Below are 26,483 nucleotides of genomic sequence, written 5' to 3'. Positions count from 1 at the left end.
GTGAGGCGGGTGGTATCGGATGGGCGCGACCTTCTCGACGGATTGCGCGGCGGCGACAGTCCCGTTCCCCCATTTCTGGGAACTTTGCGTCGGCAGCGATCATGCGCCGGTGGCGCTGCGGGCCGACTGGCAAGCGCAGCTGCTGCGATGCCGCGACGACCTCGGCTTCCGTTATGTGCGGTTTCACGGCATTCTCAGCGACGACATGGGAACGCTGGTCAACCAGAACGACCGGCTCGTCTATTCCTTCTATAATGCCGACACGGTTTTCGACTTCCTCGTCTCGGCGGGAATGAAGCCCTTCGTGGAGCTCAGCTTCATGCCCCTCGCGCTGTCGTCGGGTCCCGATTTCGTGTTCCGCTACAAGGCCAATGTCACGCCCCCGCGCGATTACGATCAATGGGGCACCCTGATATCGAAGCTGGTCGCGCACTGGGTCAATCGCTACGGCCTCGAGGAGGTCTCGACCTGGTTCTTCGAGGTCTGGAACGAGCCGAACCTGAAGGCATTCTGGACCGGGACGCAGGCGGATTACTTCCGGCTCTACGAGGTGACGGCGCGCGCGATCAAGGCGATATCGCCGGAACTGAAGGTCGGGGGACCGGCGACGGCGGCGAATGGCTGGATCGCCGATTTCATCTCGTTCTGCGAGGCGCACGGCGTTCCCAACGACTTCATCAGCACCCATCATTATCCGACGGACGCCTTCGGCAAGCCCGGCGACGACACCGAGACGCAGCTTGCCGCCAGCCGCATCGGCGTGCTGCGCGAGCAGGCGGCGGCCGTGCGCGGTCAGGCCGCAGGGCGTCCGGTCTATTACACGGAGTGGTCGACCTCCTCCAATTCGCGCGATCCGCTGCATGACCATCCCTATGCCGCCGCCTATGCGGTAAAGACGATCCTCGACATGGGCGATCTGGTGCAGGGCTACAGCTACTGGGCATTCTCGGACATCTTCGCCGAAAACTTCTTTTCCAGCGTGCCGTTTCACGGGGGCTTCGGGCTGATGAGCATCTACGGCATTCCGAAACCAGCCTACCGGGCGTTCGAGATTCTGCACCGGCTGGGCGGCCGAATGCACCCGATGCAGGGTGCGCATGAGACGGTCAGCGCGTGGATGGTCTCGGGCGAGGATCGCAGCACCGTGGTGATCACCAACCTGGCGCTGCCACGGCACCCCATCGCGGCGGAGACGGTGCGGATCGAGCTCGAAAATTCCCCGGCTTGGCGCGAGGCGCAGGTGGCGCGGATCGACGCCGGGCACGCGAACGCCACCGCCGCATGGCAGGCGATGGCCTCTCCCGGCTACCCGACGCAGGCACAGGTTGCGGAGCTGATCGCGCAGTCGGAGCTGCTGTGGACGCCGCAGCCTGTCACCTCGCAGGACGGGACCGCCTCCCTCGCGGTCGAAGTCCAGCCGCAATCGGTGACCGCGATCGAACTTCTTCGCTGAGGATGGAACCCGCGCCACCCGAGAGCCCGGCAGACGAGACTCTGCACCGGCTGCAGCAGGCGGCCTTCGGCTATTTCCTCAGCCATACGAACGAGGACAACGGCCTCGTGCGCGACAGCAGCCGTGAGGGCGCTCCTTGCAGCATCGCCGTGGTCGGCTTCGCGCTGTCCTGCTATCCGGTCGGCGTCGAGCGCGGCTGGATCGGGCGCCGCGCGGCCGCGGCCCGCGTGCAAAAGGCGCTGCGCTTCTTCATGGACAGCGCGCAATCCGACCACGCGGATAGCGTGACCGGCTACCGCGGCTTCTACTATCACTTCCTCGACATGCAGACCGGCGAGCGCGTCTGGAACTGCGAGCTTTCGGTCATCGACACGACCCTTTTCGTCGCCGGGGCGCTGACGGCCGCGCATTATTTCAGCGGCGCCGATCCGGTCGAGGCCGAAATCCGCTCGCTGGCGGACAAAATCCATCGGCGCATCGATTTCGCCTGGGCGCTCGACCATGAAACCGGCGCCTTCGTTCAGGGCTGGCGGCCCGAGGGCGGCTTCATCCATTACGACTGGAACGGCTATTCCGAGGCGATCATCCTCTATGTCCTCGCCGCGGCCGGGCTCAGTCGCGAGGATGCTGGCCGCGCCTATCATGCCTGGACCAGTTGCTATCAGTGGGAGAACATCTACGGCTCCGACGTCCTCTATGCAGGGCCGCTGTTCATCCATCTGTTCTCGCACGCATGGATCGATTTCCGCGGCATTGCCGATGCGTTCATGGCGGCGCGCGGCACCGACTATTTTCGTAACACCACCCGGACCGTCGGCCTGCAGCAGACCTATTGCCACCTGAACCCCGGCGAATTCGCGGGCTATCATGAGCACAGCTGGGGCCTGACGGCCTGCGACGGGCCGTCAGGCCGGCTGGCGATGCGCAGCGGCGCCTCGCGCGACTTCTACGGCTACGCGGCACGCGGCGCGCCCTTCGGGCCGGACGACGGCACGCTGGCGCCCTGGGCGCCGCTGGCCTGCCTGCCCTTCGCCGAAGAGGCGGCGCTGCGCTGCCTCACCGGGCGGCTTCGCGATTTCCCGGAGGTGCTGGAACAGGACCGCTTTCGCGGCAGTTTCAACCCATCGCTGCCCGGCGACGGTGCCGCCGGATGGGTCTCGCCCGACTGTTTCGGACTGGATCAGGGTCTGGTCGTGATGATGATCGAGAACCACCGCTCGGGGCTGATCTGGAAGCTGACGCGCGGGGCCGCGGTGTTCCGCGACGGTCTCCGCGCGCTTGGTTTCGGGGGAGGATGGCTGGCATGAAAACCCCTGCCGGGTCGATCGCCACCGCGCGGGGCGAGGCACCGCTGCTGTCGGACGCCCACGACACGGATGCGCGGGCCGCCCCGAGCCCGGCCGAGGCCGAGTATCGCGCCAATGTCCGCCCACCCGACTGGGTGAACCCCGACCAGGCCGAACGCTACGATCTCGTCATCCTCGGCGGCGGCCCGGCCGGGATCGCCGCCGCGCGGCTTGCGGTCGAGCTCGGCGCGCGGGTCGCGCTGGTCGAGCGCGGGGCGCTTGGCGGCGACAGCCTGAACTCAGGTTGCATCCCGTCCCAGACCCTCGCCGCCGCCGCCCGGCAGATGTTCCGCCTCCGGCAGGCGGCCGCCTTCGGGATCAACTCGCAGCCCGACCCCGACGCCTATTACGCCCGCGCGACAGGGCGCGTGCGCCAGGCGCAGGCCACCATCAGCCGGCGCAACGCGGCCCGCGAACTGAGCCGCCTCGGCATCGAGGTGCATTTCGGCGACGGCCGCTTCACCGGGGCCGACCGCATCGTCGTGGGGGACCGCGAGCTGAGCTTCCAGCAGGCGCTGATCGCCACCGGGGGGCGGCAGCGGCCGCTCGGCATCGGGGGCACGGAAGGCGCAGACTACCTGCTCGTGGACCGCATCCTCGACCTCAAGACGCTTCCGGGACGCTTGATGGTGGTCGGCGGCGGCTCGCGGGGAACCCAGATCGCGCAGACCTATTGCCGCCTCGGGGCCGATGTCACGTTGGTGCAGGATGCGCCGTACTTCATGCCCGAGGAGGAGCGCGAGGCCGCGCAGGTCCTCTCGGCCGCGCTCGCGTCGGACGGGGTGCGGATCCGCCTCGACACCGCCGCCACCGCCATCCGCCGCGACGGCGACGCCCGGATCGTGACGCTGCAATCCGGCGGGCGCAGTTCCGAGGTGGTGGTGGACAGGGTGCTCGCCGCCGTCGGGCGGATGGCGGACGTGACCGGGCTCGATCCCGCCGCCGCGGGGATCGTTGTCGGCGAGGACAGCAGCCTCGAGGTCGATGACTTCCTTTGCACGGCCAACCCGCGCGTCCATGCCGCGGGCGACGTCTGCATGGCGCGGCGCCACACGCAGGTGGCCGAGGCCTCGGCCCGGCTGGCGGTGCTGAACGCGCTCACCGGCGCGCGGCGGCGCATCTCGGACGTGGTGCTGCCGTGGTGCACCCACACCGATCCCGAAATCGCGCATGTGGGGCTCTATATCACCGAGGCCTTCGCGCGGGATCTGCCGCTGGCGACCTACACGGTGCTCATGCACCAGGTGGACCGCGCGGTGACGGCGGGCGAGCGGGTCGGCTTTGCCAAGATTCACACGCAACTCGGCACCGACCGCATCCTCGGCGCCACCATCGTCGCGCGCGATGCGGGCGACATCATCAGCGAGGTGACGCTGGCTATGCAGCGCCGGGCGGGGCTGCGCTCGCTTGCCGCAGCGCTGACCACATTCCCCTCGCGCTCGCAGACGGTGCAGCTTGCGGCGCAGGCTTGCGTGGATTGCCTCCGACGCGCCGAGGGGGCGGGCGCGGCGCATCCCGCGCAGGTCTGACGCGGCGGAGGAACAGCCATGCCCGCGACTGCCGACGCGCGCTACGACCTCATCATCATCGGCTCGGGGCCAGGCGGCGGGGCGGTCGCGTGGCGGCTGGCGGCCACGGGCAAGCGCATCCTCATCCTCGAGCGGGGCGGCTACCTGCCGCGCTCACGCGACAACTGGGACACCCGCGAAGTGTTCACGAAGGCGCGCTATCAGGCGAAGGAGACATGGACGGCGGCGAACGGCGAGGAGTTCCACCCTGGCCTGCACTATTTCGTCGGCGGCAACTCCAAGGTCTACGGCGCGGCGCTGTTCCGGCTGCGGACCAGCGACTTCGGCGCGGTGCGCCACGAGGACGGCATCTCGCCTGCATGGCCGCTGGGCTACGAGGCCCTCGCGCCCTGCTATCAGCTGGCCGAGGACCTCTACCGCATCCGCGGCCTGCGCGGGGACGATCCGACCGAGCCGCCCGCGGACCGGCCCTATCCCTGTCCGCCCGTCGAGCACGAGCCACGGATCGCCGCGCTGTCCGACAACCTCCGCCGGCTGGGGCACCGGCCCTTCCACTTGCCGATGGCGGTGCTGCTCGACCAGGACGCCGCGGGCGATGCGCTGCCCGACAGCACCTGCATCCGCTGCGATCATTGCGACGGCTATCCCTGCCCGGTGAACGCCAAGGCCGACGCGCAGGTGGTCTGCGTCGATCCGACCCTGCACGACCACCCGAATGTCACGATGATGACCCACGCCTTTGCCGACCGGCTGCTGACCGATGCGCCGGGCGGCAGCGTGACCGGCGTCGAGGTCGTGATCGGCGACGGCGAGGCCGCAATCCGCCGCATGTTCGCGGCCGATGTCGTGGTTGTCGCCTGCGGGGCGCTGTCCTCGGCGCTGCTGATGCTGCGCTCGGGAAACGCGGCGCATCCCGATGGCTTGGGCAATGCCTCCGGTCTCGTCGGGCGCAACTACATGCGCCACAACAATTCCATCGTGCTGGCGGTGTCCCGCACGCCCAATCCGACGCGCTTCCAGAAGACGCTGGGGCTGAACGACTTCTACCACGCGCCCGAAAACGGCGGCATGGGCGAATGGGACTATCCGCTGGGCCATATCCAGATGGTCGGCAAGTCGGACGGCGCGCAGATCGAGGCCGAGGCGCTGCCCGGCTTCCTGCAACGCTTCCCCGAGGCGCCATTCGGCTGGATCGCGCGCCATTCCATCGATTTCTGGCTGCAATCCGAGGACCTGCCGCTGCCCCAGAACCGCATCAGCTACAGCGGCGGACGGGTGCGGCTCGACCTGACGCCCACGAATGCGCAGGCGCACCGCCGCCTGCGCGCGGCGCTGCGCCGCATTCTCGACCATGTGGACATCCACCCCCACCTCTTCGACCGGACCCTCTATTTCGGCCAGGACGTTCCCATCGGCGGCACCGCTCACCAGGCAGGGACGATGCGCTTCGGCCCCGACCCGGCCTCGGCGGTGCTGGACCTCGACTGCAAGGTCCACGGCATCGACAACCTCTACGTCGCCGACGCCAGCTTCTTTCCCTCCATCGGCGCGGTGAACCCGACGCTGACCATCATCGCCAACGCGATCCGCGTTGCCGATCGCATCGGCGAGAGGCTGGTCGCATGAGCCGGCCGTGCTGCACTTCGCATCCAGGGGGGGTGCGCTCTCCGTGACCGTCGCCGTCGCCTTCCTCGTCCGCCTGTCGCTGGTGGCGCTGTTCCTGCCTTTCAGCGCGCGCGACAAGCTGCGGAACTTCGGCGGCGCGGTGGCGCAGGCGCGCGGCATCGGGGTCGGCGTGCGGACTGGCCGGACGCTGGTCCTCGCGGGGCTCTTCGTCGAGGTGGTGATGTCGCTCGGCGTGCTGACCGGGATCGCCGACCGGATGGCCGCGCTGGTCCTCGCGCTCTACTGCGTGGCGACGGCGCTCCTCTACAAGCGGTTCTGGCTCGCGGAGGATCGCGAGGTATTCTGGGAGTTCTGGAAGAACATCGCCGTCGCGGGCGGCTTCCTTCTCATCACCTTCGGGACCGGCGCGCGCGACGTCGCCGCCTTCTTCGAGGCCCCGTTCTCCTCCACGCATCCCTATTCCATGAACGAGGCAGCCCGATGACCGATGCCCCGCAGGTGAGCTACTGGCATCTCTACACCGACGGCGACGGCGTCACCCGTCAGCGACGCTGCACGATGACCCGGTTCGAGATGAAGGCCGTCGCCGAAGGCGCCGCGCCCCAGTGGCTGGGCCCCCGCCATGAGGGCCGCACGGGCGTGGTGGTCACGGTCCTGCCACCCGGATGGAAGGGCGACTGGCACGAGAACCCGAGCCCGCAGTGGATCGTCCCGCTCTCGGGCCGCTGGTTCGTCGAATCGATGGACGGCACCCGCGTCGAGATGGGCGCGGGCGAGATTTCGTTCGGCGAGGATCAGGGCGCCGCCCGCCGGGACGGACGAACGGGGCACCGCTCGGGTGTGGTGGGTGACATCGAATGCGTCCTGATGCTGGTCCAGCTGGAGCACCGGCGCGACGACGCGTCGGACTGTCCGTTCAGCTGATGGCCCTCTCCGGCCTCGATCCGGGCGAATACGAGGTGGTCGAACCCCGGTTCCGCCGCTTCCTGCTGGACAACGCAGGACTCGAGACACTCGCCACGGGCTTCCGCTGGACCGAGGGGCCGGTGTGGATGGGCGACTGGAACTGCCTGCTGTTCCAGGACCTGCCCGCCAACCGCACGATGCGCTGGAGCCCCGAGACGGGGCTCAGCATATTCCGCGCGCCTTCGAACTATGCCAACGGCCAGACGCGCGACCGGCAGGGGCGGCTGATTGCCTGCTCGCACCGCGGCCGCTGCCTCTATCGCACGGAGCACGACGGCAGTGTGCGGCGGCTGGTCGGCGCGCATAACGGCAAGCGGCTGAATGCGCCGAACGATCTGACCTGCCATTCCGACGGCTCGATCTGGTTCACCGATCCGCTCTACGGCATCCAGAACGACTACGAGGGCGGGCGGCAGGAGAGCGAGCAGCCGCCTGCCGTTTACCGCTACGATCCCGCGGACGACTCGATCCGCGTCATGGCCGACGACATGCAGGGCCCGAACGGCCTCGCCTTCTCGCCCGACGACCGCAGGCTCTATGTCGCGGAAACGGGCGACCAGACGCGGGCCGACCCGCGGCAGGTGATCCGCGTCTATGATGTGGCGGGCGAGGGCGCGGCGACGCGGCTGACAGGTGGCCGGGACTTCCACAAGATCGAGCCCGGCTGTTGCGACGGCATGGCCGTGGACGAGGAGGGCTACCTCTGGTCGAGCGCGGCCGACGGTGTCCATTGCCTCGATCCCGGCGGCGCGCTGCTGGGACGCATCTTCCTGCCGCAGCGCGTGGCGAACCTGACCTTCGGCGAGGTCATGTTGAACCGGCTGTTCATCTGCGCATCGGGCACGCTCTGTTCGATCTACGTCAACCGGCGCGGAGCGAGGCGGTGGTAGTGGGGATCGCCGCCATCCGCCTGATCTCGGCCGATGCGGACTCGCTCGCGCGGTTCTACGAGCACGGACTGGGGTTCGTGCGTGCGGGGGAAGCGTCGGCGACCGACCCGTTCGGCGCGCGCTTGCGGAAGCTGATCGCGCTGCGGCTCGGCAACGAGCGGATCGAAATCGCAGAGCTGGCCGGTCCCGTGGCAGCGACCACGCCTGCACAGGCTATCGGAACGGGCTTCCAGCACTTCGCCATCGTCGCCCCCGTCATGGCGGAGGCCTTCGCGCGCCTCGATCGCCAGCCCGGCTGGACGGCGATTTCGCAGGGCGGTCCGCAAGTGCTTCCGCCCGCGTCCGGCGGCGTCACCGCGTTCAAGTTCCGCGACCCCGAGGGGCATCCGCTGGAACTGCTGTCGTTCCCGCCTGACGGCATCCCCGCCCGCTGGCAAACCCGCGAGGGCGTGACCGTCGGCATCGACCACACGGCAATCGTCGTCGCAGACACCGCCAGAAGCCTCGCGTTCTACGGCAGGCTCGGCCTCAGGCAGATCGGCGCGTCGCTGAACCGCGGGCCGGAACAGGCGGCGCTCGATGGCCTCCCCGACCCCCTGACGGAGGTGACGGCGCTCGCCATTCCTGCCGCCCCGCCGCCACATCTGGAACTGCTCTGCTATCGATGGGGCGCATCGCGCCAGACGCCCGCCGACACCGCCCCGCTCGCCACCCGAACGGTATGCGAAGGCGGCACCACCGGCCTGCGCGACCCGGACGGCCATCGCTGGATCGTCCCGGCGGCCCGTTAGAGCTCACCCCGTTTGCCCAGCGCGACCAGCCGATCCGCGATCCGCGCCGAATTCGCCATGATCGTCATCGACGAGTTGACCCCGCCCCCCGTCGGCATCAGCGAGCCGTCGCAGACGAACAGGTTCGGCACGTCCCATGTGCGCCCGTCGCTGTCCGTCACGCTGTCGTCGGGCCCGTGCCCCATCCGGCAGCCGCCCATCAGATGCGCGGTAGCCTCGGACTCGTAGAGGTTCCGCCCGCCCGCCGCGCGCAGCATCCGGTCCATGAAGCGCAGCGAATGCCTGAACAGCCGCTTGTCGTTCTCGCAGTAGGAAAACGACACATGCGCCTTCGGAATGCCGAAGCCGTCCGTCTCCTCGGCCAGCGTCACGCGGTTCTCGGGCTGCGGCAATGTCTCGCCCACGATCTTCAGCCCGGCCATGCGGTTGTAGAGCGCCATGCGCCGCCGCAGTTCGGTGCCGAAGACGCCGGTATTGCTCACGAGGCAGGAGGCGTAGTCGATCGGCAGCGGCCCCTGGCTCATGATCGCATAGCCGCCGTCGAAATCGCGGCTGGGATCGCCGTCGGCGTAGTTCCAGTGCTCGCAGACCGCGAGCAAGGGCGGACCCTTGTAGAACCGGATCTCCTCGTCGAACTCGCCCCAGACGGCGTGGTTGGAATGGACCATCAGGTGCCGCCCGACGGTGCCGGAGCTGTTGGCAAGCCCCTGCGGATGCTGCGGCGAGGCCGAGTTGAGCAGCAGCCGCGGCGTCTCGATGGCGTAGCCCGCGACGATCACGTTGCGCGCGCGCTGATAACGCCACTGGCCGCCGCGGTGATAATGAAGCCCGCAGACGCGCCCGTCGCGGCCGGTCTCAACGCGCGCGACCATCGCGAGGTCGCGGATTTCGGCACCCGCCGCCAAGGCGCGGGGGATGTAGGTGATCAGGATGCTCTGCTTCGCGTTGGTCGAGCAGCCGATCTTGCACATGCCCCGGTAAGCGCAGGGCGGCGATTTGCCGCGCGGGGCCGAGACGGTCGCGACCGGCATCGGCGACCATGGGACGCCGAGCGCCTCGGCCCCGCGCGCCAGCACCAGACCGGCCGCGTTGACCGGATGGGCGCGGTAGGGATAGCGGCCCCGCGGAGGACCCCAAGGGTAGCGGACCGGGCCGGAGATCGAGCAGGCCCTCTCGACCTCGGCGTAGTATTTCCACATCACCCGCCAGTCCACCGGCCAGTCCACGCCGTAGCCCAGCCGGCTGCGCGCCGCGAACCACTCGGGCCGGAAGCGCAGCGCGACCATCTGGAAATGCACGGTGGTGCCGCCCACGCAGCGTCCCGAGTTGTGCGAGCCGAGGCTGATCGGATCGTTGCCGCCCGAGATCCGCTCGTCCAGCCAGTAGAGCTTGTCCTGCTCGCGCTCGTCCGACGCGAAGTCGGCAAGCGGCCGCCAGAACGGCCCGGCGTCGAAGGCCACGACCGAAAACCCCGCCTGGGCCAGCTTCGCCGCCGCGATGCCGCCGCCGCAGCCGGTGCCGACGATGGCGAAATCGACCGGCTCCTCCTCCGGCCACTGGCGCATGGGCACGAAGCCGTCGCGGCTGAACACGTCGGGCGCGCGCCCCTCCACGGCGCGGGGGTGTTCCTCCGCGTCACGGCTGACGGTGCCGACGGCGCCGGTCATGGTTCGCGGTCCGGCCAGATTCCGGGACCCGCCTCCCACGGGTCGAACCGGCCAGCGTCGAGCCTGACATAGCCGCGCGGCGAGGTCGAGCCGCCGAAGCCGATCTCGCTCTGCGCGGCGGGGTGGGCGTAGTAGATCGCGACGATCTCCAGCAGCACCAGGCCACGCATGAACCGCCGCGGCGGCAGGCCCTCCCACGCGGGGGCGGTGACATCGCCCGCGACGGCGGCGGCGATGATGGCGTCCTGCCGTTCCGCCGTCAGCCCGGCAAACCGGCCCCCGAAGCGCAGCGCGGCCTCGGCGTCAAGGGCCGCGAGGCCCTGCCGCCAGGCCGCGCCGTCGGGCGGCATCTCGGCGAAGCGGGTCCCGGTGCCCCGGCCCTCGAACAGCGCGGCATCGATGAAGGGTGCGATGGGCACCGGCTCGGCGCGCTCGGGCTGAGGGATGATGCGGTCGCAGAGGGCGGTCAGCACGGACCACTCGGCTTCGTTGAAGAAGCGGGGGCGCGGTATGTTCAGGAGCCGCTCGCGCACCACCTGCCTGGTCTGGTCGTTCCACGAAGGCGAGGCCCATTTCGCCAGCACGTCATAGCCGGGATACGGGGTGCGGAAGTCACTCATCCATGCCTCCCTCGATCTCGCGCAGGGCCGCCAGGCCGGGGAGGGCCAGCCCGGTCAGGCTCGCCGGAGCCGGCATGGGCGGGCCGCTCAGCAGCGACTGGCGCCAGTTCGCCCATCCGCCCATCTCGCGCGAGACGCCAAAGGCGTGGAAGGCGGTCCCCACCGGGCCGAGCAAGGCGGTCAGGTGCAGCAGCGCGCGGGCGAGCCGGTGGCGGCGGGCGGCTTCCGGCCGGCGCAGGCCGGCGAGGCACAGCGCCGCCCCGGCCGCGGGCGGGATCGTCACCGGCACGAACATCGCCGGATTGTGGAATGCCCCGCGGAAGTGCAGCAGCGCGATCTCGGCCGTCGTCACCAGCAGCGATGCTCCGACGACCCCGCCGAGGATGCGCCCGTCCTCCCTTCGTTCCGGCCCGCGCGACCCTGCCATGCGCCGCTCGCCCAGCCCCAAGACTCCGGCGAGGGCCAGCGCGCCGGGCGCCCCGACCGGCGCGGCATAGAACAGGTTGTTCCAGGACAGGCCGCCCGGACGCTTGAGGATGTTGTAGCCATGGAACCCCAGTCCCATGAGGCCGATCATGGTCGCGGCGCCCTGCATCGTCCGGGCCGCGGAGGCGCGGTTGCGGTCGCCGCCGCGGAGAGTCGCCAGCATCGTCCCGGCAGCGGCCATCGGTCCGACATACATTGCCGGATTGTGATAGCTGCCCTGAAAATGCTCCATCGCGCTGTCGGCCATGACGCTGCCGGCGAGGATCGTCGCGCCGCGACGCAGGTTTCGCAGCGACGGGTCGGGCGCGACGGGCGCGGGCTCCGCAAGAACTGCCCCGGCGAACAGACCCAGCCCCGCGAGCAGCAGAACGGTTCCAAGGCCGGCACCATCGCGAACTCCGGCGGTGCCATGCGGCGGATCAGGGCGACGGACGCGGGATCCACGGCAGGGCGACCGATACTGAACCATGCCTTCCGGCCGCCGCGCTGTGCCTCTCGATGACAAGGCAGCCCTCCTTGTTTCGCATTGTCGAACGGAGCTTCCCTTGTCGCGGCCATTTGCGCGGCGTCCCGGTGCCGCGGGCGGGGGACGACGGCAGCGCGCGGCGCGGCAATCACTCCAACATGAAATGCCGCGGGCAGGTTCCGCGTGCCTGCACGCCTGAAGCCCGGTGCCGACCGGAGCGAGGGATCGCGTCAGGAACCGGCCGTCGCGCGCCGACGTTGTCCTGTGCTGCCGGGGCGACCGCAAAGGTCTCAGCGGCAACGATTCCTAGCAGGATTCGTGCTGGAACGGAGTTTGCGGCAATGGCCGACACCGTCAGCGACTTCATCCTGAAGCGCCTCCACGAGTGGGGCGTCAGGCGCATCTTCGGCTTTCCGGGCGATGGCATATCGGGCCTCGTGTCCGCGATCGGCTCGACGAGACGATCAAGTTCGTCCAGACCCGGCACGAGGAGGAAGCCGCCTTCATGGCCTGCGCCCATGCCAAGTGGACCGGCGAGCCGGGCGTCTGCATGGCGACTTCGGGGCCCGGCGCGATCCATCTGCTGAACGGGCTCTACGACGCCAAGCTCGACCACCAGCCGGTCGTCGCCATCGTCGGCCAGCAGGCGCGCGCGTCGCTCGGCGGCTCCTACCAGCAGGAGGTCGATCTGCAGGGTCTCTTTAAGGATGTGGCTGGCGATTTCGTCCACACCATGACGGTGCCGGAACAAACCCGGCATCTGATCGACCGCGCCATGCGGATTGCCATCTCGATGCGCGCGGTGACGGCGGTCATCATACCCAACGACGTGCAGGAGCTCGACGCCGTCGAGGCGCCGCCTCACAAGCATGGGACAATCCATTCCGGCACGGGCATCTCGACCTCGCGGGTCGTGCCGCACGAGGAGGCGCTGCGCCGGGCGGCCGAGGTCCTGAACGCGGGCGAGCGGGTCGCCATCCTCATCGGCGCGGGCGCGCTGGACGCGGCGGAGGAGGTGACCGCGGTCGCCGACACGCTGGGCGCCGGAGTCGCCAAGGCGCTGCTCGGCAAGGCCGCGCTGCCCGACGACCTGCCCTGGGTGACGGGCCAGATCGGACTTCTGGGGACCGAGCCCTCGGACTGGATGATGCGGCACTGCGACACGCTGCTGATGATCGGCTCGCGCTTTCCCTATTCCGAGTTCCTGCCCGACGAGGGGCAGGCGCGCGGCGTGCAGATCGACCTCGACCCGACGATGCTCTCGATCCGCTACCCGATGGAGGTGAACCTGACCGGCGATGCCGCGACGACGCTGCGGGCCCTGCTGCCCCATCTGGAGCCGAAGAGCCGCCATTCGTGGCGCGACCGGATCGAGAAGCGCGTGGCCGACTGGTGGGACGGGGTGGAGAAGCGCAGTCACCTCAAGGCCCGTCCGATCAACCCGGAACTCGTGTTCTGGGAGGCATCGCCGCGCCTTCCCGACCGCGCGATCATCGCGGCCGATTCGGGCACCTCGGCCAACTGGTTCGCCCGCGCGATCAAGGTGCGCGCGGGCATGAAGGGGTCGCTGTCGGGCAATCTCGCCACCATGTGCCCCGGCGTGCCCTATGTCACGGCCGCTAAATTCGCCTTCCCCGACCGTGTGGCGGTGGCCTTCGTGGGCGACGGCGCGATGCAGATGCTGGGGCTCAATGGCCTCATCACGATCGGCAAATACTGGCGGATATGGGCAGACCCGCGGCTCGTGGTCGCCGTGCTGAACAACCAGGATCTCAACCAGGTGACGTGGGAGTTGCGGGCGATGGCCGACAGCCCGCGGGTGCCCGAAACGCAGGACGTGCCGGCGTTCGACTATGCCGCCTATGCCGAGCTCTGCGGGCTCAAGGGCATCCGCGTCGAGAAGCCCGAGGAGGTCGGGCCGGCCTGGGACACCGCCTTTGCCGCCGACCGGCCCTGCGTCATCGACGTCCTCACCGATCCCGACGTGCCGACCCTGCCGCCGCACATCACCTTCGACGAGACCAGGAGCTACATGGAGGCAATCGCCAAGGGCGATCCCGACACGCGCGGCATCCTGTGGCAGACGTTCAAGCGGCTGGTGCGCTGATCTTGGGGGCGGCGCGAGCATGCCGGTGGCGGAGGGTTCATGGAGATCGCGGTCGAGCTCGACACCCACGCAACGATCGGCGAATCCGCCCTGTGGGACCCCGTCGCCGGGGTGCTCTACTGGGCCGACATCAAGGCGCCCGCCCTTTACCGCTACGATCCGAGGACCGGAGAAAACCGCCGCTGGCCCGTGACCGGCGATCTCGGGGCGTTCGCGCTGCTGGAGGGAGAGGGCGCCCTGGTGGCGCTGCGTGACGGACTGTTCCGGCTCGACCTTCGCTCGGGAACGCTCGACCGCCTCGCGCCGCCGCCCCATGACCCGGCGCTGTTCCGCTTCAACGAGGGGGCCTGGCCGGTTCTGGGTGGGCGTGATGTTCGATCCCCTGACTGCCGGATCGCAGGCGCGTTCTGGCCAGATGCACAGCTTCACGCTGGCGGGCGGGCTGCGGGCCGAGAGCGACAGGGCGGAACTGCACAACGGTTTCGCCTGGGCCCCGGACGGCCGCAGCTTCTTCGTCGCCCACAGCCGAGCGCGGCAGGTCTACCGCTACGATTTCACCCATGACGGAAGCGGGCAGCTGGGACAGCGGCAGCTCTTCGCCACGGTGCCGGACGATCTGGGGATACCGGACGGCGCGGCCGTGGACAGCCAGTGCGGCTACTGGTGCTGCCTGCACGGCGGCGGACGGGTGCGGCGCTTTCTGCCCGACGGAACCCCGGACCGCGATATCCTGCTGCCGGTCAGCCAGCCCACCATGTGCGCGTTCGGCGGCCCGGAGCTTGATATCCTCTACATCACCACTGCCTCCGACAATCTTCCATCCAGTCAGCGGGACGCCGAGCCGCTGGCCGGTGCGCTGCTGAGTTGCCGGCCGGGCGCGCGGGGCATGCCGCGAGCGGTCTTCGTCAGGTGAAGGAAACCGGGGATGAGCGACGAGGCCGGTCTTTCGTCGACAGATGCGCCGCCTGAACGCCCGACCGGTCTGCCGGGTTCGCCGCAGGCCCGCGCAACGACAGCGGCAGAGAACCGCGAAAGGACTTGCCAGCCATCCCCTCCGGGCCCAACGCTGAACTGCGGCGCCACGGGACCCCACCGGCCGGAAGGCAGGCTGTCCCATGCCATGAACCGCGCCTGTCGGCCGGAAACCCTGCGTTGACGAGGCAGGAGGAAGCATGGCGCAGATCTTCCGCCCCTCGGCCAACACGGTGGTCCGCCTCGCGCTTCTGGCGCTTGCTCTTCTTCCGCTGGCGGGCGTCGGCTTGGCCATGGGGGTCGTGCGCTCGGAATACCTCACCGGCAGGGACCGGACGCCCACGCAGCCGGTGCCCTTCAGCCATGCCCACCACACCGCCGAGGTCGGAATCGACTGCCGCTACTGCCACACGGCGGTCGAGGTCTCGGCCCGAGCGGGCATCCCTCCGACGGCGACCTGCATGACCTGCCACAGCCAGCTGTGGACCGATGCCGAGATGCTGGAGCCGGTGCGCCGCAGCTTCGCGACGGGCGAACGGTTGCGCTGGACACCGGTCAACCGGCTTCCCGGCTACGTCTATTTCGATCATTCGATCCATGTCGCGAAGGGCGTCGCTTGCACCACCTGCCACGGCGGGGTGGGCGCGATGCGGCTGACACGGCAGCATGCCCCGCTGACGATGGGATGGTGCCTCGACTGCCATCGCAATCCCGGCCCGCGCCTGTCCCGGCGCAGCCGCCCGCCAGTCCCGCCGCGATTCACGCGCTCCTAGCCGGGCACGGCGTCAGCACGCAGGGACTGACCGATTGCTCGGTGTGCCACAGATGAGCGCGCCGGGGCACACGCGGCGCGAGGCGCTGCGGCTGTTCTCGGCCGGGACCGCGGCGCTGGTCGCGGGATGCCGGGCGCCGGCGCGGCCGATCGTGCCTTATCGCGACATGCCCGAAGGGCTGGTCGAGGGAAAGCCGCTGTTCTTCGCCACCACCCTGCCGCTGGCCGGTGCCGGGCGCGGGGTTCTGGTCGAAAGCCACGAGGGCCGGCCGACGAAGGTGCATGGCAATCCCCTGCATCCCGCGAGCCTCGGCGCGACGGACGTCTTTGCCGAAGCCGCGGTGCTGGGCCTGTTTGACCCTGCGCGGTCGCGGGCGCCGCTGCGGGGCGGTCAGCCGGTCGGGTGGGGCGCGCTCGCGCAGGCGCTTGGCGCGGTGGCGGCGCGGGATGGCGCCGCGCTGGTGACCGGGCCGGTCGGCTCGGCCGCCATGGCGGGGCAGATTGCGGACCTGCTGGCGCGGCATCCCGGGATGCGCTGGTTCATGCACCGCACCGTCACGCCCGCGCTGGAGGTCTCGGGCGTGCAGGTCTGGCCGGATTTCGACAGCCTCGACGCGATCGTGACCATAGGCGCTGATCCGCTCGGTCCCGGGCCGGCGCAGATCGCGCTCGCCAAGGGCTGGTCCCGCGCGCGGCGGGAGCGGGGGTTGCGCAGTCATGCCTTCGACAGCGGACCGACGCTGACGAGCGCGAGGGCGGACCGGCGCATGTCCCTGCGGCCCTCGGCCCTGCCGGGCATCGCCGGGGCGCTGCTGGCGATGCTGCAGGGCGGGACAGCCGCATCGGGACCGGTGGCGGAGGCGGCGGCAATCCTGCGCGCGGCCGGGCCGGGCCGGGCTGCCGTGTTGGGTGATGCGCCCGCGGCATCAGGGACGATCGCGCGCATCAACGCGCTGCTGGATGCGCCGATCCGCCATCTGCGGCCGTTCTGGCAGTGGCCGGGGCTCGCGCCCGCCCCGATGCCGGAACTGATGGCCGAGATGGAGGCCGGGCGCGTTCCCGCATTGGTCCTTCTGGGCGTGAACCCCGTCTATGATCTGGGCAACGCCTTTGCCGCGGCCATGGCGCAGGTGCCCGAGCGGCTGCATTTCGGCACTGAAGCCGATGAGACGGCGGCGGCCTGCGACTGGCACGGCCCCTTGCACCACCCGCTCGAGGACTGGTCCGACCTGCGCGCCGTGGACGGGACGCAGGCCCTCGTGCAACCGCTGATCGCGCCACTGCACGACAGCCGCTCGGGCTACGAGGTTCTGGCGATGATGCTGGGCCCCGAGCCGGGGTCGGCCTTTGAAATCCTGCGCGGGACCTGGGCCGCTCGCTGGGGCGACGCCGTCGAGGAGCGGTGGCGGCAGAGCCTGCATGACGGCGTCATCGAAGGGACAGCGGCGGAGGTCCTTGCCGGCCCGCCCGATGTCGCGGATGCCGCCGCGCCGCTCGTCGAGGCGGGCGGGTTTGAACTGACGCAGCGGCCCTCGCCCTCGGTCCTGGACGGCAGCTTCGCCGCGAACGCGTGGCTTCAGGAAACGCCCGATCCCTTCACCAAGCAGGTCTGGGGCAGCGCCGCCTGGCTCGCGCCATCAGATGCACAGGCGCTGGGCATCGCGGACGGCGATCTTGTCGAGCTTCACTCGGACGGACAGGGGGCGCGCCTCCCGGCCATCGTCGTTCCGGGGCAGGCGGAGGGCTGCATCACCGTGCATCGCGGCTACGGCCGCGTCGCCGCGGGACCGATCGGCAGCGGTGTGGGCACCCGCGTTGCGGGCCTCGGCACCACGGCAACCCTGCGCGCGACCGGCAGCCGGGCCGAGCCGGCGCGGCTTCAGGCCGACATGAACCAGCACGGGCGCAACATCCTGCCGACGACCGCGACGCTCGCCCCCACAGGCCCACCGCCGCCCTCGTTCTATACGCAGCCCCGCGACGGCAATCTCGCCTGGGGCATGGTCATCGACACCGACGCCTGCATCGGCTGCAACGCCTGCATCACCGCCTGCCAGTCCGAGAACAACATCCCCGTCGTCGGCCCCGACGAGACGCGGCGTGGCCGCCACATGCACTGGATGCGGGTCGATGCCTACCTCATGGAGGACGGCGGTCACGGCTTCCAGCCGGTCCCCTGCATGCATTGCGAGCATGCCCCCTGCGAGCCGGTCTGTCCGGTTGAGGCCTCGGTCCATGACAGCGAGGGGCTGAACGTGCAGGTCTACAACCGCTGTATCGGCACCCGCTTCTGTCAGGCCAACTGCCCCTACAAGGTGCGACGCTTCAACTTCTTCGACTATGCCGACAGGCAGGCCTTCGAGAACCAGGGCGCGGACCTGCTGCAAGCGCTGCGCAACCCCGACGTCACCGTGCGCGCGCGCGGCGTGATGGAGAAATGCACCTATTGCGTGCAGCGCATCTCGGCCGCACGGCGTGACGCAAAGAAGGAGAACCGCCCCGTGGCGGAAGGCGAAGTGGTGACGGCCTGCCAGTCCGCCTGCCCGGCCGATGCCATCACCTTCGGCAACCTTGCCGATCCGGCCTCGGCCGTGAACCGCGCCAAGGCGGACCCGCGCCACTACGCGCTACTCGAGGATCTCGGCACGCGGCCGCGCACCACCTACCTCGCCCGACGCGTGCCCGACGGCAAGGAGGGCGCATGAGCGCCGCCTCCGCCTATCTGCCGCGCATGACCGCCGCCGAGATCACGGCGGAGGTCGCCGACCCGGTCCTGCGCCCGGCCTTCGGGCGGCGCTGGTGGATCGGCTGCGGCATCGCCTTGGCGCTGACCCTTGTCATGGTGGCCAGCGTCCTGTGGCTGCTGTGGCAGGGCGTCGGCATCTGGGGGGTGAACACCTCCAACGTCTGGGGCTTCGCGCTGGCGAACTACATCTGGTGGATCGGGATCGGCAATGCGGGCACGCTGATCTCGTCCATGCTGCTCTTGACCCGGCAACGCTGGCGGGCCTCGGTCTCGCGCTTCGCCGAGGCGATGACGCTGTTTGCCGCCGCGATCGCGGGGCTGTTCCCGATCTTCCATCTGGGGCGGCCCTGGCTCTGCTACTGGCTGGTTCCCTATCCGGACACGATGGGCATCTATCCGCAGTGGCGCAGCCCGCTGGTCTGGGACTTCTTCGCCATCGCGGCCTACCTGCTCTTCAGCCTGATGTTCTGGTACACGGGCGCAATTCCCGATTTCGCCACGCTGCGCGACCGCGCCCGGACCCGCGGATCGCAGGTCTTCTACGGCATCCTCGCGATGGGCTGGCGCAACTCGGCCCGGCACTGGCAGATCTACGAGAGCTACTATCTCGCGATGGCGGCGCTGGGTGTGCCGATGGTCGTGTCGGTCCATTCGGTCGTCGGCCTCGACTTCGCGGCCGGGCTGATGCCGGGCTGGCAGGAGACGATCTTTCCGCCCTACTTCGTGGTCGGCGCGATGTTCTCGGGCTTCGCGATGGTGGTCGTCCTCGCTGCCGCCCTGCGCCATGCGCTGGGACTCGAGGCGCTGATCACGCGGGCGCATTTCGACGTCATGGGCAAGGTGCTGCTGTTTGCCTCCCTGGTGATGGCGCTGTCCTATGCGACGGAGTGGTTCTTCGCCTGGTATTCGCACGACCCGGCCGACCAGTTCCTGCTGAGCTGGGAGTTCTTTGGCGCCTATGGCCCGATCTATGTCTTCATGCTGGCCTGCAACTGCCTCGTGCCGCAGCTCTACTGGTTTCGCGCGGTGAGGCGGTCGGTGGCGGCGTCGGTCGTCATCGCGCTGCTGATCAACGTAGGCATGTGGCTGGAGCGCATCCTCATCGTCGCCATCACCCCCGCGCGCGGGCATCTGCCGTCGCAATGGTCAATCTTCTGGCCGACGGTCTGGGACTGGCTGACGCTGGTCGGATCGCTGGGGTTCTTCGCGCTGATGTTCTTCCTGTTCGTCCGGCTGGTCCCCACGGCCTCGATGCACGAGGTAAAGGCCGAGATCTTCCGGGGGGAGCGGCCATGAGCGAGGCCCGCCTCCTGCTGGCCTTCGACGCGCCGGACGACCTGATCGCCGCCGCCTGGGACCTGCGCCGGCGCGGGCAGGGCGACATGGACGCCCATGTCCCGTTCCGCATCCCCGAGCTCGACGAGGCGCTGGATCTGCCGCCTGCGCCGGTGCGGCCGGTGATGCTGGCGGCGGCGCTGGCCGGCGGGGCTGCGACATTCGCGCTGCAGTGGTGGACCTCGGTGCGCCTCTATCCCTTCGATTCGGGGGGACGGCCGCTCAACGCCTGGCAGGTCTTCACTTTCGCGGTGTTCGAGATCGCGGTGCTGTCCGCGGCGGCCGCGGGGCTCATCGCGATGTTCGTCGCCTGCGGTCTGCCGCGCCTGCATCACCCGTTCTTCGCAACCGCGCGGACCGAGCGCGCCGGCGACGACCGCTTCTACCTCAGCCTGCCCGATGCGCCCGGCACGCCGGACCGGTTGCAGCTGTCAGCCATCCCCGGGCTGCGCGAGATCATCGAGGTGGCGCCATGAGGGGCGCGGCCGTGCTTTTGCTGCTCGTGCTCGCCGCCTGCCGCGAGGACATGGCCGAGCAACGGAAGTTCACCGCCTACGACCCCTCGGACCTCTGGCCGGACGGGGCCGCTTCGCGGCCGCTGGTGGAGGGCACTATCGCGCGCGGCGCCCTCGCAGATGCGCAGGCGGCGGCGGTGCCGCCCGCCGTCACCGCGGCGCTGGTCGAGCGAGGGCGCGAACGCTACGACATCTTCTGCGCGCCCTGCCATGGCCTGACCGGCAGGGGCGACGGACGCGTGGTGCAGCGCGGTTTCCCGGCACCCCCCAGCTACATGTCCGAGCGGCTGCGGCAGGCCCCGGCGCGGCATTTCTTCGACGTTGTCACCCATGGCTTCGGCGTCATGTATCCCTACGCCGACCGGGTGCCGCCGCAGGACCGCTGGGCGATTGTGGCTTATGTCCGCGCCCTGCAGACCGCCGATCCGACGATCACCGCCGACAGTCCGGCGCGTGCCGCCGTGCCGGTGGGAGGACGCGGCGATGGCTGAGGCGCGCGCCCGTCCCGCCCCGCGCAGCCGGGGCCTTGCGGCGGCGGCCGGGCTGGTGGCGCTCGTGATCGTGGCGCTCACGACCCCGCCGCGGACGCTCGCGCTGGGGTGGCTGGCGGGATGGCTGTTCTGCCTCTCCGTTACGGTGGGGGCCGCGGTCTGGCTGTTGGTCGCGGCGCTGACCGGCGGCCGCTGGGTACAGGTCGCGGGTCCGTCGCTCGCCGCGCTGTCGCGCGCCACCCCGGTCGCGGCGGTGGCAGGGGCGGGTTTCGTAGTGCTGGGGCCGCTCATCTTTCCGTGGTGGGAAGGCGGCGGCGGGGCGCGGCAGGTCCATTGGCTCAATCCGCCGTTCTTCGCCTTGCGCTCGGTGGCGGTGCTGCTGCTCTGGTCGGGCCTCGGCTGGCTCGCGCCGCGCCGGCCGGGGGCGGGCGCCGCGGCCGCGGGGCTGATCGCCTACGGGATCGGCGTCTCGGTCGCGGGGGTGGACTGGATTCTGTCGCTGGATCCCGCCTTCGAATATACCGTCATCGGCGCGCAGCTGGCCGTGATGCAGATGACCCTCGCCATGGCCGCGGTCGCCCTCTGGGGCTTGCGGCCCGGCTCCGGTGCCGACGCGGGCGGGCTGCTGCTGGCAGGGGTGCTGGGGAGCTTCTACCTGGCCGCGATGGGCTATGTGGTCAGCTGGTCGGGCAACCTGCCCGAGAAGGCCGCGTGGTATCTGGCCCGGCAGGCGGGCGCGGGCAGCTTCGTTCTGACTCTCTCTTTCGTCGCGGGCGTGCTGTTGCCGTTTTCGGTGCTGCTGGTGACGCGGCTGCGCGGCAGCTCCACGGCGCTGCGCTGGACCGGGTGCAGCGTCCTCGCAGGCGGGGTGGCGCAGTTCGTCTGGCTGGTCGCGCCGGGGCGCATGGCGGGCGCGGGCGTCACAGCGATGGCGCTTGCAGGCATCGCCGCGGCCGCGTTCGCCCCGACCAGGAGGCGGAAGCCATGAGCCACGACCCGGTGCCCGAGCCGGACGCCATTCCCGCGCGCCGCGTCCTCGTCGGGATCCTCGGGGCCGCGGGTGGCGTGGCGATCGCCGCGGGCGTGGTCTGGGTGCTGTTTCCGACGGCGCGGCAGGTCCAGAACCGGTCGCCGACCCCCGTTGCAGGCGTCCCGCTGGAGATCCGGCCGGTCGAGGTCTACGCGGACTGGCTGGAGCGCCAGCGGGCGCTGCTTGCCGGAGCGGAAGGGCGCATGCCCATCGAGGCCGCGATGGCCGTCGTTGCGGCGGGCGGCAGCCTCGATGCGGAGGGCAGGCGATGATCCGCGCCTTCCTCCTTTTCGCCGCCATGCTGCTCGCCAGTCCTGCCGACGCCGGCCTGACGCGGTAGGAGCTGGACCGCGTGCGGGTCGATCTGCCCCCGGACGCGGCCTTGCCGCTCGGCCTCGACGTGCCCGCCGTGCTGCTGTTCGCCGATTTCGACTGCGGCGACTTGTGCGATGCGATCCTCGGCCAGACCGCCGCCGTGCTGGCGCAGACCGGGCTGACGCCGGGCAGGGACTTCCGCCTCGTGGTCGTGGGCCTCGATCCCAGGGACAGTGCGGCTTCGGCCGAAGCGTTCCTGGCGGCCCAGACCGATCCGCCGCTGCGCGCCGCCGCCACCCTGCTTTCCCCCAATGGCGCAAGGCTGGCGGCGATGACCGCCGCCCTCGGATACGGCTACGCCTGGGACGCCGTGAACGACCGCTTCGCCCATCCCGCCGCGCACTATGTCATCGCGGCGGATGGTCGGGTCCGGAACGTCCTGCCGGCCTTCGCCGCCTCGGAGGCGGACCTGCGGGCGGCGATCCTCGGCGCCGGCCTCGGCACCGGGCCGGTCGCCACCCGGCTGATCCTGTTCTGCTACGATCTGGACCCCGAGACGGGCCGCTATTCGCTGCAGATCCGGCGCATCCTCATGGGGCTGGGCCTGCTCACCGTCGCGTCCCTGCTGGCCGGCATGACCCTCGCCTTTCGGCGCGAGAGGAGGTCGCCGTGATCGCTCCACCAGACGCCGCCTCGGTCTCGGCGGACAGTTTCGACCTGATGTTCCTCGTGATGGTGGTCTTCTCGGGCTTCATCGTGCTGCTCGTGGCGACACTGGTGATCGTGTTCTCGATCCGCTTCCGCAGCGGCAGCCGGGCGAACAGGCACGAGGTCAGGCGCCTTGTCAGCCGCGAGGTCGAGATCGCCTGGACCGCCGCGACCGCCTTCGGGGCGATGTTCTTCTTCTGGTTCGCATCCGCCCATTTCCTACGCCATGCCGCCGCGCCGGTGGATGCGATGGAGGTCCATGTCGAGGCCAAGCAGTGGATGTGGAAGGCCACGCACGAAAGCGGGGCGCGCGAGCTCGGCAGCCTGCACGTTCCGCTGGGGCGGGCGACGATCCTCTACATGAATTCGCAGGACGTGATCCATTCCTTCTTCGTCCCGGCGTTCCGGCTGAAGCAGGACGTGGTGCCGGGCATGACGACGACGATGTGGTTCACCCCGACCCGCACCGGCAGCTTCCACCTGTTCTGCGCCGAATACTGCGGCACCGGCCATTCCACGATGTTGGGCGAGATCGTGGTGATGGACGAGGCGGCGTTCGCCGCCTGGCTGGAGGCGCGTCCGGGCAGCGGAAGCCTGGTCGATGCGGGGCGCGTGCTGTTCACCGAGGCCGGCTGCGCGAGTTGCCACGATCCGGCCTCGGCCGTCCACGCGCCCGACCTGCGCGGCATCTACGGCCGCCCGGTCCCGCTGGCGGACGGCCGCATCGTCACCGCGGATGCGGCCTACCTGCAGGATTCGATCCTTCAACCCGACCGCGACGTGGTGGCCGGTTTCGATCCGATCATGCCGAACTTCTCGGGGCTGCTCGACGAGGACGAGGTCGCGGGGCTGGTGGCCTGGCTGCGCACGCTGGAAAGGGACGACGGATGACCCTCGAGGCCGAAGCCGGTCGCGGCCGTCCCGGCCAGACGCTGCCCCGCAGCTACCTCGGCGCGGGGCACAGCGTCCGGTCGTGGTTGCTGACCACCGATCACAAGCGCATCGCGCTGCTCTATTTGGGCACGATCACCGTCTTTTTCCTGATCGGCGGGTCGGCGGCGACGCTGATGCGCCTCGAGCTGGTGACGCCGCCGGGGGAACTGGTCTCGGCCGACACCTACAACCGCCTGTTCACGCTGCACGGCGTCATCATGGTCTGGTTCTTCCTGGTGCCCGCGGTGCCCGCCACGCTGGGCAATTTCGTGCTGCCGCTGGCGATCGGGGCGCGGGACGTGGCCTTTCCGCGGCTGAACCTGCTCAGCTGGTATCTCACCATCGCGGGCGGTGTCCTCGTGCTGGCGTCGCTGCTGCTGGGCGGGGTGGACACCGGCTGGACCTTCTACACGCCCTATTCCTCGCTCTATTCCAACAGCTACGTCACGCTGGCCGCGATGGGCGTGTTCGTGAACGGCTTCGGCTCCATCGCGACCGGGATCAACTTTCTGGTCACCATCCACACGCAGCGCACCCGCGGGTTGACCTGGATGCGCCTGCCGCTGTTCGTCTGGTCGCTCTATGCCGTCTCCATCGTCATGGTGCTGGCGACGCCCGCGCTGGCCGTGGCGCTGCTGATGGTGGTGGTCGAGCGGCTGTTCGACCTCGGCCTCTTCGATCCCGCGCGCGGCGGCGATCCGATCCTGTTCCAGCACATCTTCTGGTTCTATTCGCACCCGGCGGTCTACATCATGATCCTGCCGGGCTTCGGGGTCATCAGCGAGGTGCTGACCTGCTTCGCGCGGCGCCGGATCTTCGGCTACGAGGCGATGGTCTTCGCAATGCTGGCCATCGCGATCTTCGGCTTCTTCGTCTGGGGCCACCACATGTTCGTGTCGGGCCAGTCCTATTACGCCAACCTGATCTTCTCGTTCCTGTCCTTCGCCATCGCGGTGCCCTCGGCCATCAAGGTGTTCAACTGGTCGGGCACGCTCTACGGCGGCCACATCACCTTCGAGGCCTCGATGCTCTACGCGTTGGGGTTCATCGGGCTGTTCACGCTGGGCGGGCTGACGGGGCTCTTCGTCGCCTCGGTCCCGATCGATGTGCATGTGACCGACACCTACTTCATCGTGGCGCATTTCCACTACATCATGGTCGGCGGCATGGTGACGGCGTTCTTCGCCGGTCTGCATTTCTGGTGGCCGAAGATCACCGGGCGTCTCTACAGCGAGAGCTTTGCCCGGCTGGCCGCGCTGCTGATGTTCGTCGGCTTCAACTTCACCTTCTTTCCGCAGTTCATCCTCGGCTGGATGGGGATGCCGCGCCGCTACTGGAGCTATCCCGACGACTTCCAGGTGCTGAACGTCGCCTCGTCGCTGGGCGCGGTCATCCTCGCCGCCGCCTATCTGCTGCCGCCGGTCTATCTGGGGCTGTCGCTGTGGCGCGGGAAGCCGGCAGGCGACAACCCCTGGGACGCGACGGGGCTGGAATGGACCACCTCCTCGCCGCCGCCGCGCGAGAACTTCGCGGTCCTGCCGGTCGTGGACACTGAGCCCTACGCCTATCACGCCGACCGGGTCGAGCCGCACCGGCGCGGAGACGCGTCCCACCGGGCGGTCAGCCAGTCCTCGGACCCGGGGGACGACGCATGACGCGCGGGTTGCACGAGCCCTTCGCCACGCTGCCCCGCCAGCGGGAGGCGGCGACGTTCGGCATCTGGATCTTCCTTGCCACTGAGATGATCTTCTTCGGCGGGCTGTTTCTCGGCTACGCCGTCTACCGCCACGAATACCCGGCCGGCTTCGCCGCCGCCGGGGCGCGGACCGACATCGTGATCGGCACCGCCAACACGATGCTGCTGCTGACATCGAGCGCGACCATGGCCGCGGCCGTCTGGTCCGGCCGCGCCGGGCTTCGCGGCAACACGCTGCTGGCGCTGGTGCTGACGGCGCTCTTGGGCACCGGGTTCCTGGTCCTGAAGGCGGTCGAGTATCGCAACGACATCGACGAGGGGCTGGTGCCCGGCTCGCCGGCCTTCCCGCTGTCCGAGCCAGGGGCGGAGCTGTTCTTCGGCTACTACTGGGCCATGACCGGCCTGCATACCGTGCATCTGGTGATCGGCGTCGGCGCGCTGGGGCTGACCGCCTGGCGCCTTTGGCGGGGCCGGCTCGCCTGGCGCGGGACGGGCTTTCTGCACGTCCTCGGCCTCTACTGGCACTTCGTCGACGTGATCTGGATTTTCCTCTTCCCGCTCCTCTACCTGATGGGCCGCTGACATGCAGCGCGATCAAGACGACGGTCGCGGGTTATGGCTGAAGGCGGGCGCGGTCTGGATCGCCCTCGGCGTCGTCCTGGCGGCGACCGTGGCAGGCGCCTATCTCGCGCCCGGTCCTTTGAGGCTGCCACTCGCGCTCGGCCTCGGCGCGGTCAAGGCGGCGCTGGTGGTGGTGGTCTTCATGGAGTTGTTCGACAGCCGCGCCTCGACCCGCATCGCGCCGCTTGTGGGGGCGCTGTTCGTGGCGCTGCTGTTCGCCTTGTCCTTCGCCGACGAAGCGACCCGACAGGAGATGCCCCGCAGCTTCGCAGCGCCGCCTGAACGGGCGGTGCAGGACCGCTGAGCGTGGCATCGCGCAGTCTCGGCGCCGACCAGACCGAGCGACCCTCTCGCCACGTCGTCCGCGGCATTCCCTGTCCCAAAGCTCCCCAAGTGTCTTGG

Annotated in this window: 25 protein-coding genes and 1 pseudogene; 22 read left to right on the top strand and 4 right to left on the bottom strand. The window is 69.8% G+C overall.

Annotation, left to right across the window (positions count from 1 at the left end; translation table 11 throughout):
• Positions 1-19: 19 nt before the first annotated feature.
• From GI374_RS05635 to GI374_RS05600, 8 genes are read left to right on the top strand one after another with little or no spacing between them, the layout of a single operon-like run.
• On the top strand, positions 20-1,453 hold the full coding sequence (locus GI374_RS05635; protein ID WP_154336059.1) for a cellulase family glycosylhydrolase: 1,434 nt from the start codon (positions 20-22) through the stop codon (positions 1,451-1,453).
• Between the two features lie 2 nt (positions 1,454-1,455).
• Complete coding sequence (locus tag GI374_RS05630) at positions 1,456-2,760, top strand: glucoamylase family protein (protein ID WP_154336058.1); 1,305 nt, start codon at positions 1,456-1,458, stop codon at positions 2,758-2,760.
• Complete coding sequence (locus GI374_RS05625; protein ID WP_195759843.1) at positions 2,757-4,328, top strand: FAD-dependent oxidoreductase; 1,572 nt, start codon at positions 2,757-2,759, stop codon at positions 4,326-4,328. Before GI374_RS05630 ends, GI374_RS05625 begins: the two co-directional genes overlap by 4 nt.
• 18 nt (positions 4,329-4,346) lie before the next feature.
• Complete coding sequence (locus GI374_RS05620) at positions 4,347-5,954, top strand: GMC oxidoreductase (protein ID WP_154336056.1); 1,608 nt, start codon at positions 4,347-4,349, stop codon at positions 5,952-5,954.
• Positions 5,955-5,997: 43 nt separating this feature from the next.
• Positions 5,998-6,438 carry a DoxX family protein gene (locus GI374_RS05615; protein ID WP_370515165.1) on the top strand — a complete coding sequence of 147 codons (441 nt, stop codon included), beginning with the start codon at positions 5,998-6,000 and terminating at the stop codon, positions 6,436-6,438.
• The gene (locus GI374_RS05610) at positions 6,435-6,878 is read left to right on the top strand and encodes a cupin domain-containing protein (RefSeq protein WP_154336055.1); all 444 of its coding nucleotides are present in this window, start codon (positions 6,435-6,437) and stop codon (positions 6,876-6,878) included. Before GI374_RS05615 ends, GI374_RS05610 begins: the two co-directional genes overlap by 4 nt.
• Positions 6,878-7,810, top strand: coding sequence for an SMP-30/gluconolactonase/LRE family protein (locus GI374_RS05605; RefSeq protein ID WP_154336054.1), 933 nt, complete (start codon positions 6,878-6,880; stop codon positions 7,808-7,810). Before GI374_RS05610 ends, GI374_RS05605 begins: the two co-directional genes overlap by 1 nt.
• On the top strand, positions 7,810-8,601 hold the full coding sequence (locus tag GI374_RS05600) for a VOC family protein (RefSeq protein ID WP_154336053.1): 792 nt from the start codon (positions 7,810-7,812) through the stop codon (positions 8,599-8,601). The genes GI374_RS05605 and GI374_RS05600 overlap by 1 nt, the downstream gene beginning before the upstream one ends.
• Here GI374_RS05600 and GI374_RS05595 read toward each other — a convergent pair.
• From GI374_RS05595 to GI374_RS19075, 4 genes are all read right to left on the bottom strand, one after another.
• Positions 8,598-10,268, bottom strand: coding sequence for a GMC family oxidoreductase (locus GI374_RS05595; protein ID WP_154336052.1), 1,671 nt, complete (start codon positions 10,266-10,268; stop codon positions 8,598-8,600). The genes GI374_RS05600 and GI374_RS05595 overlap by 4 nt on opposite strands.
• Positions 10,265-10,888 carry a gluconate 2-dehydrogenase subunit 3 family protein gene (locus GI374_RS05590; RefSeq protein ID WP_154336051.1) on the bottom strand — a complete coding sequence of 208 codons (624 nt, stop codon included), beginning with the start codon at positions 10,886-10,888 and terminating at the stop codon, positions 10,265-10,267. Before GI374_RS05590 ends, GI374_RS05595 begins: the two co-directional genes overlap by 4 nt.
• Positions 10,881-11,843, bottom strand: coding sequence for a hypothetical protein (locus GI374_RS05585; protein WP_229582719.1), 963 nt, complete (start codon positions 11,841-11,843; stop codon positions 10,881-10,883). Before GI374_RS05585 ends, GI374_RS05590 begins: the two co-directional genes overlap by 8 nt.
• Positions 11,844-11,988: 145 nt before the next feature.
• Positions 11,989-12,360 (bottom strand): hypothetical protein, encoded by a 372-nt coding sequence (locus tag GI374_RS19075; protein WP_229582714.1) that lies wholly within the window; start codon positions 12,358-12,360, stop codon positions 11,989-11,991.
• Between GI374_RS19075 and GI374_RS05580 the strand changes: the two genes are divergently transcribed.
• From GI374_RS05580 to GI374_RS05510, 14 genes and pseudogenes are all read left to right on the top strand, one after another.
• Positions 12,346-13,947 (top strand): thiamine pyrophosphate-requiring protein, encoded by a 1,602-nt coding sequence (locus GI374_RS05580; protein WP_229582711.1) that lies wholly within the window; start codon positions 12,346-12,348, stop codon positions 13,945-13,947. The two genes, GI374_RS19075 and GI374_RS05580, sit on opposite strands and share 15 nt — an antisense overlap.
• Before the next feature lie 39 nt (positions 13,948-13,986).
• A pseudogene (locus tag GI374_RS19070) lies at positions 13,987-14,860 on the top strand (SMP-30/gluconolactonase/LRE family protein).
• 259 nt (positions 14,861-15,119) lie between these two features.
• Complete coding sequence (locus GI374_RS05565) at positions 15,120-15,692, top strand: cytochrome c3 family protein (protein WP_154336048.1); 573 nt, start codon at positions 15,120-15,122, stop codon at positions 15,690-15,692.
• 52 nt (positions 15,693-15,744) lie between these two features.
• Positions 15,745-18,396, top strand: a complete 2,652-nt coding sequence (locus GI374_RS05560; RefSeq protein ID WP_154336047.1) for a 4Fe-4S dicluster domain-containing protein — start codon at positions 15,745-15,747, stop codon at positions 18,394-18,396.
• Complete coding sequence (gene nrfD, locus GI374_RS05555) at positions 18,393-19,733, top strand: NrfD/PsrC family molybdoenzyme membrane anchor subunit (protein WP_154336046.1); 1,341 nt, start codon at positions 18,393-18,395, stop codon at positions 19,731-19,733. Before GI374_RS05560 ends, nrfD begins: the two co-directional genes overlap by 4 nt.
• On the top strand, positions 19,730-20,248 hold the full coding sequence (locus GI374_RS05550) for a DUF3341 domain-containing protein (protein WP_154336045.1): 519 nt from the start codon (positions 19,730-19,732) through the stop codon (positions 20,246-20,248). The genes nrfD and GI374_RS05550 overlap by 4 nt, the downstream gene beginning before the upstream one ends.
• Complete coding sequence (locus tag GI374_RS05545) at positions 20,245-20,778, top strand: cytochrome c (RefSeq protein WP_154336044.1); 534 nt, start codon at positions 20,245-20,247, stop codon at positions 20,776-20,778. Before GI374_RS05550 ends, GI374_RS05545 begins: the two co-directional genes overlap by 4 nt.
• Positions 20,771-21,766 (top strand): hypothetical protein, encoded by a 996-nt coding sequence (locus tag GI374_RS05540; protein WP_154336043.1) that lies wholly within the window; start codon positions 20,771-20,773, stop codon positions 21,764-21,766. The genes GI374_RS05545 and GI374_RS05540 overlap by 8 nt, the downstream gene beginning before the upstream one ends.
• Complete coding sequence (locus GI374_RS05535; RefSeq protein WP_154336042.1) at positions 21,763-22,080, top strand: hypothetical protein; 318 nt, start codon at positions 21,763-21,765, stop codon at positions 22,078-22,080. Before GI374_RS05540 ends, GI374_RS05535 begins: the two co-directional genes overlap by 4 nt.
• A gap of 80 nt (positions 22,081-22,160) precedes the next feature.
• Positions 22,161-22,796, top strand: a complete 636-nt coding sequence (locus GI374_RS05530; protein WP_154336041.1) for a hypothetical protein — start codon at positions 22,161-22,163, stop codon at positions 22,794-22,796.
• The gene (gene coxB / locus GI374_RS05525) at positions 22,793-23,722 is read left to right on the top strand and encodes a cytochrome c oxidase subunit II (RefSeq protein ID WP_370515164.1); all 930 of its coding nucleotides are present in this window, start codon (positions 22,793-22,795) and stop codon (positions 23,720-23,722) included. Before GI374_RS05530 ends, coxB begins: the two co-directional genes overlap by 4 nt.
• On the top strand, positions 23,719-25,419 hold the full coding sequence (gene ctaD, locus GI374_RS05520; RefSeq protein WP_154336040.1) for a cytochrome c oxidase subunit I: 1,701 nt from the start codon (positions 23,719-23,721) through the stop codon (positions 25,417-25,419). The genes coxB and ctaD overlap by 4 nt, the downstream gene beginning before the upstream one ends.
• Positions 25,416-26,042, top strand: coding sequence for a cytochrome c oxidase subunit 3 (locus GI374_RS05515; RefSeq protein ID WP_154336039.1), 627 nt, complete (start codon positions 25,416-25,418; stop codon positions 26,040-26,042). Before ctaD ends, GI374_RS05515 begins: the two co-directional genes overlap by 4 nt.
• A 1-nt stretch (position 26,043) precedes the next feature.
• Complete coding sequence (locus GI374_RS05510) at positions 26,044-26,385, top strand: cytochrome C oxidase subunit IV family protein (protein ID WP_154336038.1); 342 nt, start codon at positions 26,044-26,046, stop codon at positions 26,383-26,385.
• Positions 26,386-26,483 lie beyond the last annotated feature (98 nt).

Origin of the sequence: Paracoccus sp. S-4012, assembly GCF_009674885.1 — a bacterium.
Lineage (GTDB): Bacteria > Pseudomonadota > Alphaproteobacteria > Rhodobacterales > Rhodobacteraceae > Paracoccus.
The sequence above is the reverse complement of the archived record's forward strand: the minus strand, read 5'-3'. Positions and strand labels throughout refer to the sequence as shown.

Excerpts from the sequence above, each read along its gene's own strand:
- GI374_RS05635 (WP_154336059.1), top strand. The coding sequence starts at position 20 with ATGGGCGCGACCTTCTCGACGGATTGCGCGGCGGCGACAGTCCCGTTC.
- GI374_RS05630 (WP_154336058.1), top strand. The coding sequence starts at position 1,456 with ATGGAACCCGCGCCACCCGAGAGCCCGGCAGACGAGACTCTGCACCGG.
- GI374_RS05625 (WP_195759843.1), top strand. The coding sequence starts at position 2,757 with ATGAAAACCCCTGCCGGGTCGATCGCCACCGCGCGGGGCGAGGCACCG.
- GI374_RS05620 (WP_154336056.1), top strand. The coding sequence starts at position 4,347 with ATGCCCGCGACTGCCGACGCGCGCTACGACCTCATCATCATCGGCTCG.
- GI374_RS05610 (WP_154336055.1), top strand. The coding sequence starts at position 6,435 with ATGACCGATGCCCCGCAGGTGAGCTACTGGCATCTCTACACCGACGGC.
- GI374_RS05605 (WP_154336054.1), top strand. The coding sequence starts at position 6,878 with ATGGCCCTCTCCGGCCTCGATCCGGGCGAATACGAGGTGGTCGAACCC.
- GI374_RS05595 (WP_154336052.1), bottom strand. The coding sequence starts at position 10,268 with ATGACCGGCGCCGTCGGCACCGTCAGCCGTGACGCGGAGGAACACCCC.
- GI374_RS05590 (WP_154336051.1), bottom strand. The coding sequence starts at position 10,888 with ATGAGTGACTTCCGCACCCCGTATCCCGGCTATGACGTGCTGGCGAAA.
- GI374_RS05585 (WP_229582719.1), bottom strand. The coding sequence starts at position 11,843 with ATGGTTCAGTATCGGTCGCCCTGCCGTGGATCCCGCGTCCGTCGCCCT.
- GI374_RS05580 (WP_229582711.1), top strand. The coding sequence starts at position 12,346 with ATGGCCTGCGCCCATGCCAAGTGGACCGGCGAGCCGGGCGTCTGCATG.
- GI374_RS19075 (WP_229582714.1), bottom strand. The coding sequence starts at position 12,360 with ATGGGCGCAGGCCATGAAGGCGGCTTCCTCCTCGTGCCGGGTCTGGAC.
- GI374_RS05565 (WP_154336048.1), top strand. The coding sequence starts at position 15,120 with ATGGCGCAGATCTTCCGCCCCTCGGCCAACACGGTGGTCCGCCTCGCG.
- GI374_RS05560 (WP_154336047.1), top strand. The coding sequence starts at position 15,745 with ATGAGCGCGCCGGGGCACACGCGGCGCGAGGCGCTGCGGCTGTTCTCG.
- nrfD (WP_154336046.1), top strand. The coding sequence starts at position 18,393 with ATGAGCGCCGCCTCCGCCTATCTGCCGCGCATGACCGCCGCCGAGATC.
- GI374_RS05550 (WP_154336045.1), top strand. The coding sequence starts at position 19,730 with ATGAGCGAGGCCCGCCTCCTGCTGGCCTTCGACGCGCCGGACGACCTG.
- GI374_RS05545 (WP_154336044.1), top strand. The coding sequence starts at position 20,245 with ATGAGGGGCGCGGCCGTGCTTTTGCTGCTCGTGCTCGCCGCCTGCCGC.
- GI374_RS05540 (WP_154336043.1), top strand. The coding sequence starts at position 20,771 with ATGGCTGAGGCGCGCGCCCGTCCCGCCCCGCGCAGCCGGGGCCTTGCG.
- GI374_RS05535 (WP_154336042.1), top strand. The coding sequence starts at position 21,763 with ATGAGCCACGACCCGGTGCCCGAGCCGGACGCCATTCCCGCGCGCCGC.
- ctaD (WP_154336040.1), top strand. The coding sequence starts at position 23,719 with ATGACCCTCGAGGCCGAAGCCGGTCGCGGCCGTCCCGGCCAGACGCTG.
- GI374_RS05515 (WP_154336039.1), top strand. The coding sequence starts at position 25,416 with ATGACGCGCGGGTTGCACGAGCCCTTCGCCACGCTGCCCCGCCAGCGG.
- GI374_RS05510 (WP_154336038.1), top strand. The coding sequence starts at position 26,044 with ATGCAGCGCGATCAAGACGACGGTCGCGGGTTATGGCTGAAGGCGGGC.